General features: G+C 72.0%; 11 protein-coding genes and 1 tRNA gene. 8 read left to right on the forward strand and 4 right to left on the reverse strand.

Annotation, left to right across the window (positions count from 1 at the left end):
- Positions 1–55 precede the first annotated feature (55 nt).
- Positions 56–298, forward strand: a complete 243-nt coding sequence (locus tag AB0411_RS01625) for a DUF397 domain-containing protein (protein ID WP_366415157.1) — start codon at positions 56–58, stop codon at positions 296–298.
- A gap of 112 nt (positions 299–410) precedes the next feature.
- Positions 411–1,319, forward strand: coding sequence for a helix-turn-helix domain-containing protein (locus AB0411_RS01630; protein ID WP_366415158.1), 909 nt, complete (start codon positions 411–413; stop codon positions 1,317–1,319).
- 101 nt (positions 1,320–1,420) lie between these two features.
- On the opposite strand, the gene AB0411_RS01635 is transcribed toward AB0411_RS01630, so the two are convergent.
- Positions 1,421–2,236 (reverse strand): SAM-dependent methyltransferase, encoded by an 816-nt coding sequence (locus AB0411_RS01635; protein WP_366415159.1) that lies wholly within the window; start codon positions 2,234–2,236, stop codon positions 1,421–1,423.
- Positions 2,237–2,796: 560 nt separating this feature from the next.
- Here AB0411_RS01635 and AB0411_RS01640 point away from each other — a divergent pair.
- Positions 2,797–3,444: a TetR/AcrR family transcriptional regulator gene (locus AB0411_RS01640; protein ID WP_366415160.1), complete on the forward strand. Its 648-nt coding sequence runs from the start codon at positions 2,797–2,799 to the stop codon at positions 3,442–3,444.
- Between the two features lie 80 nt (positions 3,445–3,524).
- The gene (locus AB0411_RS01645) at positions 3,525–4,409 is read left to right on the forward strand and encodes a class I SAM-dependent methyltransferase (protein ID WP_366415161.1); all 885 of its coding nucleotides are present in this window, start codon (positions 3,525–3,527) and stop codon (positions 4,407–4,409) included.
- A gap of 93 nt (positions 4,410–4,502) precedes the next feature.
- On the opposite strand, the gene AB0411_RS01650 is transcribed toward AB0411_RS01645, so the two are convergent.
- Entirely contained in the window at positions 4,503–5,849 is a 1,347-nt protein-coding gene (locus AB0411_RS01650; protein WP_366415162.1) for a helix-turn-helix domain-containing protein, read from the reverse strand.
- A 194-nt stretch (positions 5,850–6,043) separates the two neighbouring features.
- Here AB0411_RS01650 and AB0411_RS01655 point away from each other — a divergent pair, with 194 nt between their 5' ends.
- On the forward strand, positions 6,044–7,540 hold the full coding sequence (locus AB0411_RS01655) for a hypothetical protein (protein WP_366415163.1): 1,497 nt from the start codon (positions 6,044–6,046) through the stop codon (positions 7,538–7,540).
- Between the two features lie 131 nt (positions 7,541–7,671).
- On the opposite strand, the gene AB0411_RS01660 is transcribed toward AB0411_RS01655, so the two are convergent.
- The gene (locus AB0411_RS01660) at positions 7,672–8,292 is read right to left on the reverse strand and encodes a DUF6314 family protein (protein WP_403144767.1); all 621 of its coding nucleotides are present in this window, start codon (positions 8,290–8,292) and stop codon (positions 7,672–7,674) included.
- A 232-nt stretch (positions 8,293–8,524) separates the two neighbouring features.
- On the opposite strand from AB0411_RS01660, the gene AB0411_RS01665 reads away from it, so the two are divergent.
- Genes AB0411_RS01665 through AB0411_RS01675 form a run of 3 tightly spaced genes read left to right on the forward strand, consistent with a single transcriptional unit; the run spans position 8,525 to position 13,138 of the window.
- Complete coding sequence (locus tag AB0411_RS01665) at positions 8,525–9,994, forward strand: aldehyde dehydrogenase family protein (RefSeq protein WP_366415164.1); 1,470 nt, start codon at positions 8,525–8,527, stop codon at positions 9,992–9,994.
- Entirely contained in the window at positions 9,991–11,562 is a 1,572-nt protein-coding gene (locus AB0411_RS01670) for an APC family permease (RefSeq protein WP_366415165.1), read from the forward strand. The genes AB0411_RS01665 and AB0411_RS01670 overlap by 4 nt, the downstream gene beginning before the upstream one ends.
- Positions 11,563–11,575: 13 nt before the next feature.
- Positions 11,576–13,138: a GMC family oxidoreductase gene (locus AB0411_RS01675; RefSeq protein WP_366415166.1), complete on the forward strand. Its 1,563-nt coding sequence runs from the start codon at positions 11,576–11,578 to the stop codon at positions 13,136–13,138.
- A gap of 307 nt (positions 13,139–13,445) precedes the next feature.
- On the opposite strand, the gene AB0411_RS01680 is transcribed toward AB0411_RS01675, so the two are convergent.
- A tRNA-Leu gene (locus AB0411_RS01680) sits at positions 13,446–13,530 on the reverse strand.
- Positions 13,531–13,587: the final 57 nt, after the last annotated feature.

Here is a 13,587-nt window from a genome sequence, read left to right on the forward strand (position 1 = left end):
TGATCGCAGGCCCGGATCCGTCGGAGGAGCGACCTCCAGCAAGGGAGCAGCTGTTATGGAGCCGGTGACCAACGGCATGCAGGCGACCAGCATCGAAGGCGCCGTCTGGCGCAAGAGCCGCCGCAGCAACCCCAGCGGCAACTGCGTGGAACTGGCGGTCCTTTCGGACGGCGGGGTGGCGGTCCGCAACTCCCGCTTCGCCTCGGGGCCGGCGCTGGTCTACACCCGCGACGAGATGGTGGCTTTCGTCCAGGGCGCCAAGGACGGTGACTTCGACGACCTCATCGCCGGCCGCTGAGCGTGCGCCGGTGCGATTGGCGCATATGTCGGCCGGATAGTCGCCCCGGCTGTACGAAGCACTCGGGGCGGTGGGACACTGGGCGTTCGCCCGACCACTCAGGGGAGTCAGCATGACCGCCGCGCAGCCGAGCAGCGATCCGTCCCTGCGCCGCTACCTGGAGCACCCGCGGGGCGGCCCGACCGTCCTGCGCATCGTGCTGGGCACCCAACTCCGCCGGCTGCGCGAAGGCGCGGGCATCACCCGCGAGGCCGCCGGGGACGCCATCCGCGGTTCGCACGCGAAGATCAGCCGCCTGGAACTCGGCCGGGTGAGCTGCAAGGAGCGCGATGTCGCCGATCTGCTGACGCTCTACGACGTCACGGACGAGGCGGTCCGCGACGACTTCCTCAAGCTGGCGCGCAAGACCAGCAGCCCGGGCTGGTGGCATCAGTACAACGATGTGCTGCCCGGCTGGTTCGAGACGCACATCGGCCTCGAAGAGGCCGCCTCGGTGATCCGCACCTACGAAGTGCAGTTCGTTCCGGGCCTGTTGCAGACGCCGGACTACGCCCGCGCGGTGGCGCAGCTCGGGCATCCGCGGTCCGCCCCGGAGGAGATCGAGCGGCGGGTGCAGCTGCGCGTACAGCGCCAGGAGCTGCTGACCGTCCCGGACGCGCCGCGGGTGTGGGCCGTGATCGACGAGGCGTCGCTGCGCCGGCCGCTCGGCGGACCGGAGGTGATGGCAGGTCAGCTCAGACACCTGCTGAAGATGGCCGAGCTGCCCAACGTCACGCTGCAGATCGCGCCGTTCAGCCTGGGCGGTCTGGCCGCGGCCGGCGGGCCGATCACGATCCTGCGGTTCCTGGAACCGGACCTGCCGGACATCGTCTACCTGGAGCAGCTGACCAGCGCGCTCTATCTGGACAAGCGCGACGACGTCGATCACTACCTCGCGGTGATGGACCGGCTCAGCGCACAGTCCGAGTCGCCCCGCGAGTCCCTGGCGATCCTGGAGCGGCTGCTCAAGCAGGAGGACTGACGCGCGCTACGCACAGACGGAGCGGGATCACGCAGACAGAGCAGACAGAGGGGCGGGGCGCCCACCGGGCACCCCGCCCCTCCGACCGTGCCGTGAGCGCGCTACGGCTTGCGGGCCACTCCGCCGAACTCGATCCACTCCTGGGTGAGCTGCTTGGGCCCGAGGTCGGCGTCCGGCTTCCAGGTGGAGACCTCCACCAGCCCCGGCTCCTGGATCTCCAGCCCCTCCAGGAAACCGGCCAGCTCATGGGCCTGCCGCACCCGGCCCCACTGGCCGTGGGTGCTCACCCGCATGAACTCGGTGACGAAGTCGCGGGTGGCGGCGTCCTCGCTGACCAGCTGGCACACCACCAGGAAGCTGCCCGGCGCCAGCCGGTCGGCGACCCTCTTGATGAGGCCGGCCGGGTCGTCGGCATCGGGTATGCAGTGGAGGACCGAGACGAACAGCGCGGCGACCGGCCGGTCGAAGTCGATCAGCCGCTCGACCTCGGGGCTGGCGAAGATGCCGTCGGTGTCCCGCATGTCCGCCTGGATCACGGCGGTGTGGGCATTCTCCTCCAGCAGCGCCCGGCCGTGCGCCAGCACGATGGGGTCGTTGTCGACGTACACCACCCGGGAGTCCGGGTCGACCTGCTGGGCGACCTGGTGGACGTTGTCCTGGGTCGGCAGGCCTGATCCGTGGTCGATGAACTGGCGGATGCCGTGTTCGCGAGCCAGCCAGCGGACCACCCGCTGCAGGAAACGCCGGTTGTTGATCGCCAGCACCTGGGTGCTCGGGACGACCTTGCTCAGCTCTTCACAGGCCTCGCGGTCCACGGCGTAGTTGTCCTTGCCGCCCAGGTAGTAGTCGTACATCCGCGCCACACTCGGGATGCTGACATCGACGGCACTGGACTGCGGTCGTGATTCCTGGCTCATTCCACACTTTCCCGTCGCTTCGACAGTCATCAGCCATGGGGCAGGGGTGATCGCTCCGTATAGGAGTGACCACGCGCTGCAAGGCCCCAACATACCCACCGGACGGCGGTTGTTGCAGACGAGCGGCAGGGTCCCTTGGGGAGAAGTGCGGGGTGTCGCGCCACTGGTACAGCCGAGCACCCCAACAGACGTACGAATCAAGGGTGTTCAATCGGCCAGAGCACGAGCCCGCGTCCGCCGGCGCGGGGGTACGGGCCGCCGCCACGCCACTCACGGGCAGCGGCCCGTTCCACTTCCCCGGCGACACCCGACGCCGGGCACGCCCCCCGCGCGGTCCGGGCAGTCCCAGGAGCGCACTCCGACCCGGTCCGCATCCGGTTCCGTCACGGCAGGCACCCGAGCAACTCCCGTAGCGGAATGGAGCGTTGTGAGACCACGCCTACCACCGTCGGGCCGCTTTACACCCGTCCATCGAACCCGCCCGTGAGGGCCCGCGGCGGCCCACTGCCTTACTTCGACGTAAACTTACCCGCCAGTAACGTTACGGTAGGCTGGCCCGGATGACTGATACACGCAGGCGACGCGTTCCCCGCCCGGTCCGGGAGCAGCAGATCATCGACGCGGCGATCAGGGTCTTCGCCAAGCGCGGCTACCACGCCGCCTCGGTCGAGGAGATCGCCGAACTCGCCGGAGTCTCCAAGCCGATGGTCTACCTCTACCTCGACTCCAAGGAGGGGCTGTTCCTCGCCTGTCTGCGGCGCGAGACCGAGCGCCTGGTGACCGCGCTCCGGGCCGCGGCGGGCCCGGCACACGGTCCCGAACTCCGGCTGCGGGCCGGGCTGCTGGCGTTCTTCACCTTCGTCGCCGAACACCGGGACAGCTGGGTGGTGCTGCACCGTCAGGCCGCGGAACTGAGCCCGGCGATCGCGGCGGAGCTGGCCCGCACCCGCCGGGCGGTGGTGACGGAGGTCTCCGGGCTGGTCCGGGCCGACGACGCGGCGGACGCCGCTCCCGCCTGCCCCGACGACGAGGCCGACTTCGTGACGTACACCCTGGTCGGCGCGGCGGACTCGCTCACCGACTGGATGACGCTGCACCCCGAAGAGCCCCCGGAGCGGATCACCCTGCGGCTGATGAACATGGTGTGGGTGGGGATGCGCAATGTCCTCGACGGCGAGGTGTGGACGACGCCGGGCCGGGAGCCGTAGCGGGCGGATGCCGCGGCGGCGCGCCGACGTGGCGCCTGCCGTACTGGCCGGGGCCCCTGCCCGGCCGGTACAAGAGAAGGATGACCACAGAGCAGAATGAGCTGTCGGCCGCCCCGGGGGCCTCGCCGGGCACCGAGGCGCCCACCGTCGAGGACATGGTGCGGGCCAACGAGGCGAACTGGGACGCCCGCACCCCGGTGCATGTGGCGAGCCGGTTCTACGGCCTGGACGGGTCCCGGACCGCCGAGGACTGGTTCGCGCCCTTCGAATGGACGGACCTGGGCGAACTGGCCGGGCGGGACGTCCTGCACCTGCAGTGCCATCTGGGCACCGAGACGGCCGCGTTCGCCGAGCGGGGCGCGCGCACGGTGGGGCTCGACTTCTCCGCCGCGGCGGTCGGCGAGGCACGACGGCTCGCCGAGGAGGCCGGCCGCGGCGTGGAGTTCGTCCGGTCGGACGTCCACCGGGCCGTGGAGGCGCTGGGCGAACGCCGGTTCGACGTGATCTACACCGGCAAGGGCGCGCTGTGCTATCTGCCCGACCTGGCCGCCTGGGCGGAGATCGTCAGCTCGCTGCTCCGGCCGGGCGGGACGCTCTACCTCGTCGAGTTCCATCCCCTGCTCGACTCGCTGGGGCCGACGCCGAGCCCGGACCGGCAGCAACTACAGCTTCGTCATGACTACTTGGGCGGCCGCGGTCCGCTCAGGAGCGATACGCCGTGCACCTACACCGACGGTCCGCCGGTGGCGGGTGCCACCACGAGTTACGAGTGGCGGCACGGCCTCGGGGAGGTCGTCTCCGCCGTGGTCGGGGCGGGGCTGACCGTGCAACTGGTCCGGGAGACCGAGCTGCTGCCCTGGAAGAGGTTCGACGCGATGGTGCCGTCCGAGAACGGCTGGTGGCGGCTCCCGCCGTCGGAGCCGATCATTCCGCTGCTGTACGCGCTGCGGGCGGTCAAGGCCTGAGCCGGCGGCCGGGGCGGGCGCCCGGCGGCCACTCCGGCCCGCTCCGGCCCGGTCCGGCCCGGCGGCCCGTCGATGCCGGAGCCCGCGGACGCCTCAGCTCGCCGGGCCGTGGATCCTGCGGTGCGTCAGCGCCCACCACACCTCCGCCAGATCGGCCGGATCACGCAGGCTGGTGCCGGTGATCTCCTCGAAGCGCCGCAGCCGGTTGCGCAGGGTGTTGGGGTGGACGTAGAGGGTCCGCGCGGCCGCCTCAAGACGCAGCCCCTGCTGGAGAAAGGCGGCCGCGGCCTCCTCCAGCTGGGCGCCGTCCTCGCCCCGTTCGGCCAGCGGCGCCAGGCGCAGCCCCACCAGCTGCTCCCCCACGGCCGGCAGCGCCACGACCGTGGCCCGCAGCCCCAGTTCCTCACGGGTGAACGCCCCGACGAGCCCAAACCCGACCGCGGCCCGCAGCGCCTGGGTGGCCCGGGTGAACTCCGCGGCGAGACCGGACGCGGGGGCCGGGGCGCCCAGCCCCAGGACCAGGCCGCGGCACAACCCGCCCGGCCGGCCGGTCAGCAGCCCAGCCACATCCCCGTCCACGGTCGTGACCAGCGGCTTCCCGCCCCCGTCCAGGGCGAGCCAGGGACGCAGCAGAGCGACGACCCGGTCGAAGGCGCGGTCGCCGGGGCCGAGATGAGCGGCGGGGGGCGGGTTCGGACCGGGCTCGGGTATGCGGTCCGGCGCGCCGGACGGGGGATCCTCGGGCAGGCGTGCACGGAAGGGCAGCCGGAGCGCGCCGTGGTCGTAACCGCCCTCCGCCGCGGCCCCGTCGTCCGGGTGCCCGCCGTCCCCGCGCCCCTCGCCCGTGCCGTCGCCGGCCGGCCCGGTTCCCCACGCGCCGCCCGGGGAGGAGGTGCCCCACCGTGCCTCGCCGAGCAGCAGCGCGCGGACCAGCGCCGCGCGCCGGCGGTCCGTCGCCCGGTCACCCGGGAAGCCGACTCGGCAACTGCGCACGATGCGGAGCGTGTTGGCGTCGACCCAGGCGCGCAGGGTCTCGGCGATCGGCAGCAGGTCCTCGGCGGTGCCGCGCCGGGCCGCCATCTCCTCGCCGAACCGCCGCCAGACGATGTCCGTTCCGATCCGGTAGGCCGAGATGATGTCCTCGGCGGGCAGGGAGCGGGCCAGCGCCGTCACCTCGTCGAGGTGGGTCTCGGGGATGCCGTACGCCCGGTCGTCGCCGTGCCCGGACCGCCGGGAGGACCGCCGTTCCTCGGACCAGCGCTGCACCAGGGACAGGCCGTTGCGCAGGGACGCCAGCACCCGTGGCCGCAGCCGGTCCGCCGGCACCGCGGCGTAGGAGGGGAGCTGGGCGCGCAGGCCGCCGATGACCTCGTCGGTGAGGGCGTCGATTCCGGCGTGCAGCGCGGCGACGGACTCCGGCACCGTTGTGGAAGTCTCCACCCGTCCCCTCCCGACTCGGTGTCTTTCCCCATGGCGAAAGCGATCATTCGTCGCCATGCTACGAGGAAGCCGCCCGAACCCCTACAGATGTTCGATCTTGGACGACTTTTCCCCAGCCGTCCGGATCCGTCCGGCAGTTCGGCGCCCGGCCCCGCTGTACCTCCCCATCACCCCCCGCACCACCAAGGAATCCCATGGCCGTTTCCTGGCGCCGTATCGCGGTGCCCGCCGCCGCGGTCGGCGTGCTCGTCCCCGCCGCCCTCGGCACCCATGCGCTGCTCTCGGGCCCCGACACCCCGCGCACGTCCTCGGCCGGCATACCGGCCACCGGGCCGACCGCCCCCGGTGCCGTGCCGGACGACGCCCGGGCCTCCGGTCCACAGGGCACCGCCGCCGTCGCCCGGCCGTCCGACGCGCCGACCCGCTCCGGCAATTCGGTCTCCGTGCAGCTCTCGTCGTACGACGCGCAGCACAAGCAGGCGGAGCTCAAGCCGTCGGCCGGCAAGACCGTACGGACCGGGGACGTGATCGCCGCCGCGCCCAACCGGCACGCCCCCTCGGGTGCGCTGTTCAAGGTCGGCAAGGTCACCGGTTCCCGCGACGGCAAGGTCCGCGTCACCACCGCCCCCGCCACGCTCTCGGAGCTGCTCGGCGATCAGAAGGTGGACCAGCGCGCGGCGTTGCGGCCCGGTGAGGTCTCGGTCAGGCCGCTCTCCTCGGGTGTCACCGTCCAGAAGCCCGCAGCCGGTTCCGCTTCGGAGAGCGCTGCTCCGGCCACCCCGTCCGGCAGCCCCGACGTCACCGCCTCCGGCTCCCCGAGCCCCTCGGCGTCCGGCTCCTCCGGGGTCCGCTCCCCACTCGTGCCCTCCGGTACCCGCCCGGCCCCCACCTCCTCCGGCAGCGCGCTGTCGCCCGACGCGCGCAAGGCGCTCACCACCCTGCGGCTGGGCGTCAAGGTGCCGCTGCCCAAGGGCATCGAGGCGACCGACAAGTCTCCCGCCCGGCTGTCCGGCGAGGTGACCTTCCGGCCCGAGCTGATCTTCCAGTACGAGAAGCGCGGCGGGCTGAACCTGCTGCCGCAGCGCGCGGCCATCGGCCTCGGCGGCTCGTACGCCTACGGCTGGCAGGTGCACGGCAAGGTCCGCGGGACCGCCGACACCGGGCAGGTCGCGGTGCCGCTGGCGGCGGTCACCGGGCGGCACGTCTTCTGGGTGGGCCCGGTCCCCGTCGTGGTCAGCACCGAGGTCACCTTCACCTACCGCTTCACCGCGGGCGGGCGCATCGTGCTCGACGCCGACCAGCGCACCTCCGGCGCGTTCGCCGTCGGCGCGAAGTACGACCGCCAGGGCGGGTGGCAGCCGCTGCACGAGGCGCAGCAGCAGACCCGGGGAGCCGCTCCCCGGGTCGAGGGCGCGGCCTCCGCGACGGCCCGCGTCGGGGCGCACGCCCAGGTGTTCCTCTACGACACCGTGGGCGTCGGCGGCGATCTGTCCGTGCACCTCACCGGACGGGCCGCGGCGGGCGGCGGCAGCGCACCGGCCTGGGCGCTCAGCGCGGGTTACGACCTGAAGACCGAGCTGATGCTGCAACTGAAGATCTTCGGCATCCAGATCGCCGACCTGCGGACCACCCCGTTCGCCCTGCACGACGAGCGCAAGCTCTTCGGCCGGGGGAAGCTGCCGGCCGCCTGAGCCCACGCTCCCCCACGCACGACCGGCGCCCCCGGGACCGTTCTCCCCGGGGGCGCCGGTCGTCCGCATCCGGGACACGGCGGTCGTCCACCTGTCATCCGGCGGTCGTCCGCGTACCGGCGCCGCCGCGCTCACCCCAGCCGCCGGTACTCCGAGCGCAGCAGTTGGTCCTTCGCCGGTCCGGCGACCCGCCACTCCAGGTGCCAGGTGTCCGCCCCGGTGACGGTGAACGTTCCCGCGTAACGGTCCGCGGCGCAGGGGTGGACGGTGCTCCAGCGGCCGGTCCTGAGGTCGAGGTCGTGGAAGGGCCGGCCGTCGGCGAAGTCGACCTCGGCGGTGCCGTCCGGCCGGGGCCGCAGCCGCAGGGTGCGGCTCGCCGGTTGCTCCGCCCCGCCCCAGCGCAGCCGCCCCTCCTCGAGGTGCAGCATCCCGGGACCCGCCGGGTCGGGACGGAACTCGGCGGTGCCGCGGAAGCTGCCCTCGACGCCGGCCCGCAGGTCGTACACGGTGCGCTCGATGCTCCAGCGGCCGCGGAGGTACGCCGCGGCGTCGGGGACGGGGTGCGGAGACGCTCCGACGACCGGCCCCGCGGCCTGGCCCGGTGGCGCGTCCGGACCTGCCGCCCGCACCGGCTCCGCGTCCGGACCCGCCACCGGCGCCGACTTTGCGCCCGGCCCCGGCTCCGCGTCCGGCCGCGCCTCAGCGCCCCGCCCCGGCTCCCGTTCCCGCCCCCGGTCCCGCTCACTGCCCATCCCCTCATTCTCCCGTCCGCCCGCCCGGGTCACTCCGTCGGCCCCACCCGGTGCCGCTCCCCTCTCCCCCGGCCCCTCGTACCGTGCGGAGCCGCACCGCCCGTCTTACTCTCGGTTCAGTGATCGTCACCGAGGCCCGCACGGCGGGCCGCCCGTCGGCCCGACGCCGTCGGCCGGGGCGCCGCGCCCGCCGCTGCCGCCTCGTACGAGCCGGAGACCGAAAGGCACCACCATGCCGGAGCTGTTCATCGGCGGTCAGTGGACCGCAGCGGCCGACGGGGAGGTGCGGGAGATCCGCTGCCCGGCGGACGGCACGCTGGTCGCGACCGTCGACGAGGGCGGGCCGAAGGACGCGGCAACCGCCATCGGCGCCGCCCGGACCGCTTTCGACGACGGGCCCTGGCCGCGGACACCCGCGGCCGAGCGCGGCCGGCTGGTGCTGCGCGTCGCCGAGCTGCTGGAGCGCGACAAGGACGCGCTGGCCAGGGCCGAGTCGCTGGACACCGGCAAGCGGCTGGTCGAGAGCGCCTACGACATGGACGACATCGCCAACTGCTTCCGCTACTTCGGCAATCTCGGTGCGGCCGGCGGCACCGACCGGGTGGTGGACGCGGGCGATCCGGAGATCGACAGCACGGTGCGGCACGAGCCGGTCGGCGTCTGCGCGCTGATCACCCCGTGGAACTACCCGCTGCTGCAGACCGCATGGAAGGTCGCCCCCGCGCTGGTCACGGGCAACACCTTCGTCCTCAAGCCCAGTGAGCTCACCCCGCACACCGCCGTCCACCTCATGCGGCTGCTGGCCGAGGCGGGCCTGCCGGACGGCGCGGCCAACCTGGTACTGGGCACCGGCCAGGCCGTGGGCGCGCCGCTGACCGAGGACCCACGGGTGGACATGGTGTCGTTCACCGGCGGACTGGTCACCGGCCGGCGCATCATGGCCGCGGCGGCCCCCACGGTGAAGAAGATCGCACTGGAACTGGGCGGCAAGAACCCCAACATCGTCTTCGCCGACGCCGATTTCGACACCGCCGTCGACTACGCGCTGATGGCGGTGTTCCTGCACTCCGGGCAGGTGTGCTCGGCGGGCGCCCGGCTCCTCGTCCAAGAGGAGCTGCACGATGCGTTCGTCGACGAGCTGGTCTCCCGCGCCCAGCGGATCCGGCTCGGCGGACCGTTCGACGAGCACGCCAGGACCGGCCCGCTGATCTCGGCCGCGCACCTCGCGAAGATCGAGGCGTATGTGGCGGCCGGGCTCGACGAGGGCGCCGTGCTGCTGTGCGGCGGCGCCCGGCCCGACGATCCGTCGTTGTCGAACGGCTTCTACTACCTGCCGACCGTGCTGGACGAGTGCACCCCGGACATGACCGTCGTCCGCGACGAGAGCTTCGGCCCGGTGCTGACCGTCGAACGGTTCCGCACCGAGGACGAGGCGGTCTCGCTCGCCAACGACACGGTGTACGGGCTGGCCGGGGCGGTGTGGACGCAGGACAGCGGCCGTGCCCACCGGGTCGCCGCCCGGCTGCGCGCGGGCACGGTGTGGATCAACGACTTCCACCCCTATGTGCCGCAGGCGGAGTGGGGCGGTATGAAGCAGTCGGGCGTCGGGCGCGAGCTGGGGCCCGCGGGGCTGGCCGAGTACCAGGAGGCCAAGCACGTCTGGCGCAACACCGCGCCACGTCCGCAGAGGTGGTTCGAGTGACCGACGCCGAGTCCCCCCGCCCCGGCACCCGGGCCGACGGTTCGCACGACGACGACTCGCTCGCCGAGCTCGGCTACAAGCCGGAACTCAAGCGCACCCTGGGCAACTTCCACACCTTCGCCGCCGGGATCAGCTACATCTCCATCCTCACCGGCACCTTCCAGCTCTTCTACTTCGGCATCGCCCACGGCGGACCGGCGTACTGGTGGTCCTGGCCGATGGTCTTCCTCGGGCAGCTGATGGTGGCGCTGTGCTTCTGCGAGCTGGCGGCCCGCTACCCGGTGGCCGGATCGGTCTACAACTGGTCCAAGAAGCTCGGCGGCCCGCACATCGGCTGGCTCGGCGGCTGGATGATGCTGACCGCCACCATGGTGTCGCTGTCCGCGGTGGCGCTGGCGTACCAGGTGACGCTGCCGCAGATCTCGTCCTGGTTCCAGTTCATCGGCGACGGCACCGGCAAGTCCGCGGCCGAGAACGCCGTGGTGCTCGGCACCATCCTCATCGCCTTCACCACCCTGGTGAACGCCTTCGGCGTCAAGCTGATGGCGCGGATCAACTCCGCGGGCGTGGCGATCGAACTCATCGCCGCCGTCGTCCTGGTCATTCTCCTCGCCGCGCACGTCACCCGCGGCCCGGGCGTCGTGTTGAACACCTTCGGTCTGGGCAGCGGCCAGAACCTCGGCTACTTCGGTGCGTTCCTCACCGCGGCACTGGCCTCGGCGTACGTCATGTACGGCTTCGACACCGCCTCGTCGCTCGGTGAGGAGTCCAAAGACCCCGGCCGCAACGCGCCCCGCGCCATCCTGCGGGCGCTGGTCGCGTCCTTCCTCATCGGCGGCCTGATCCTCCTGTTCGCCCTGCTCTCCGTGCCCGATCTGCACTCCGCGAAGCTGTCCGTGGACGGCCTGCAGTACGTGGTGCTCTCCACGCTCGGCTCCACCATCGGGCAGATCGTGCTCTGGTGCGTGGTCATCGCGATCACCGTGTGCGAACTGGCGGTGCACACCGCCGGCATCCGGCTGGCGTTCGCGATGGCCCGGGACAACAACCTCCCGGCCGCCTCGCTGCTCGCCAAGGTCAGCCCCCGCTTCCAGACGCCGGTGCTGCCGGCCGTCATCATCGGCCTGGTGGGGATCGGCATCCTCCTCATCAACGTCAACCAGCCGCAGATCTTCTCGGTGATCACCAGCATCGCGATCATCATGATCTACCTGGCCTACCTGGCGGTCACCCTGCCGATGCTGTTCCAGCGGCTGCGCGGCAACTGGACGCCGGTCAAGGGGCGGTTCTCCCTGGGCAGGTTCGGCCTCCCGGTGAACATCCTCGCCGTGCTCTGGGGCTTCGGGATGTCCCTCAACCTCGCCTGGCCGCGCGCCGCGGTGTACAACGCGACCGGCCCGCAGCACTGGTACCTGCGCTGGGGCGCCTTCTTGTTCATCGGGGTCGTGGCGATCGGCGGGTTCACCTACTACTGGTTCGTCCAGCGCAAGCGCACCGGCGTGCTGGCCATGCACGCCGCCGGCGCCCCCGACAGCGGCAGCCCGGGCAGCAGCACCCCCACCCCCTGATCAGGAGCGCGCGATGTCCCCAGAGGTCCCCGTGGACGAGTTCGACTACGTCGTGGTCGGCGGCGGCACGGCCGGTGCCGTCGTGGCGGCCCGGCTCAGCGAGGACCCGACGGCCACCGTCTGCCTCCTGGAGGCCGGCCCCTCCGACGTCGGCGACGACAACGTGCTGCGCCTGGACCGCTGGATGGGGCTGCTGGAGTCCGGCTACGACTGGGACTATCCGGTCGAGCCGCAGGAGAACGGCAACAGCTTCATGCGGCACGCCCGCGCCAAGGTGCTCGGCGGGTGCTCCTCGCACAACTCCTGCATCGCCTTCTGGGCCCCGGCCGAGGATCTCGACGAGTGGGCCGCGATGGGCTGTACGGGCTGGAGCGCGGCCGACTGCTTCCCCCTCTACCAGCGGCTGGAGACCAACGACGCACCCGGCGACCACCACGGCCGCAACGGCCCGGTCACCCTGCGCACCATCGCGCCCCACGACCCGTGCGGGGTGGCCCTGCTGGAGGCCTGTGTCGCGGCCGGCATCCCGACCACACCGTTCAACACCGGCAAGACCGTGGTCCGGGGCGCGAACTGGTTCCAGATCAACTGCCGCCCGGACGGCACCCGTTCCTCCGCGTCGGTGTCCTATCTCCACCCCCTGATGGGCACCCGCAAGAACCTCGACATCCGCACCGGCCTCCAGGCCAAGCACCTGAACTTCGACTCCGCCCGGCGCTGCACCGGCGTGGACTACCTCGCGCCCGACCTGATCCACACCCGCACGGTCGACGCCCGCCGCGAAACCGTCGTCTGCTGCGGCGCCATCGACACCCCGAAGCTCCTCATGCTCTCCGGCATCGGCCCGGCCACCCATCTGCGGGCCACCGCCATCGAGCCGATCGTCGACTCCCCCGGTGTCGGCTCCTCCCTCCAGGACCACCCGGAGGGCGTGATCATGTGGGACGCCAAGCAGCCCATGGTCAAGACGTCCACCCAGTGGTGGGAGATCGGCATCTTCGTGAACACCGAACCGGGCCTGGACCGCCCGGACCTGATGTTCCACTACGGCAGCGTGCCCTTCGACATGAACACCTACCGCCGTGGCTACCCCACGTCGGAGAACGCCTTCTGCCTCACCCCGAACGTCACCCGGGCCCGCTCCCGCGGCACGGTCCGGCTGCGCACCCGCGACTTCCGCGACAAGCCCATGGTCGACCCGCGCTACTTCACCGACGAACACGACATCCGCGTGATGACCCACGGACTGCGCCTGGCGCGCGAGATCGTCTCCCAGCCGCCCATGGCCGAGTGGGCAGGTACCGAACTCGCCCCCGGCCCGTCCACCCACTCCGACGCCGACCTGTTCGACTACCTCCGCGCCACCCACAACACGGTCTACCACCCCGCGTCCACGGTCCGGATGGGCGCTCCCGACGACCCGTCGACGCCCCTCGACCCCCACTTGCGCATCAAGGGCGTGACCGGTCTGCGGGTGGCCGACGCCTCGGTGATGCCGTTCCTGCCGGCCGTGAACCCGTGTATCACCACGATGATGATCGGGGAGAAGTGCGCGGATCTGATGCGCAGCGACTGACCGCCGGCCCGGCGCACAGCAACGACCTACGAGGTGGGCTCCCTTCGCCGGCATGGTCCGGATCAGGTGCTAGGGGTCGCCGTCCGGTCTTCCGACCTTCCGGCCTCTCAGCCCGGCCTTCCTTCACGTCCTCGGCGGCAACCAGAGCTGCCTTCCCCGAGGCCGGTCCGGTCGGACTCCCTCGCTCGCCCCGTAGGCCTGGTATCAGAGTACTCCCGACCAAAGGGGATGGAACAGGCAATTCAGACTTTTTCTCCACGCTGCCCGGAAATGCAGAAAACCCCTGCTCAGCAGGGGTTTTCGTGAGTGTCCGAGGGGGGACTTGAACCCCCACGCCCGATAAAGGGCACTAGCACCTCAAGCTAGCGCGTCTGCCATTCCGCCACCCGGACTAGGTGTGATCTTCACGGGGCGTTCCCCGCGGCGACGTGGACAACAATACCAAGGTT

Source organism: Streptomyces angustmyceticus, from assembly GCF_040701845.1.
Taxonomy (GTDB): Bacteria; Actinomycetota; Actinomycetes; order Streptomycetales; family Streptomycetaceae; genus Streptomyces; species Streptomyces angustmyceticus_A.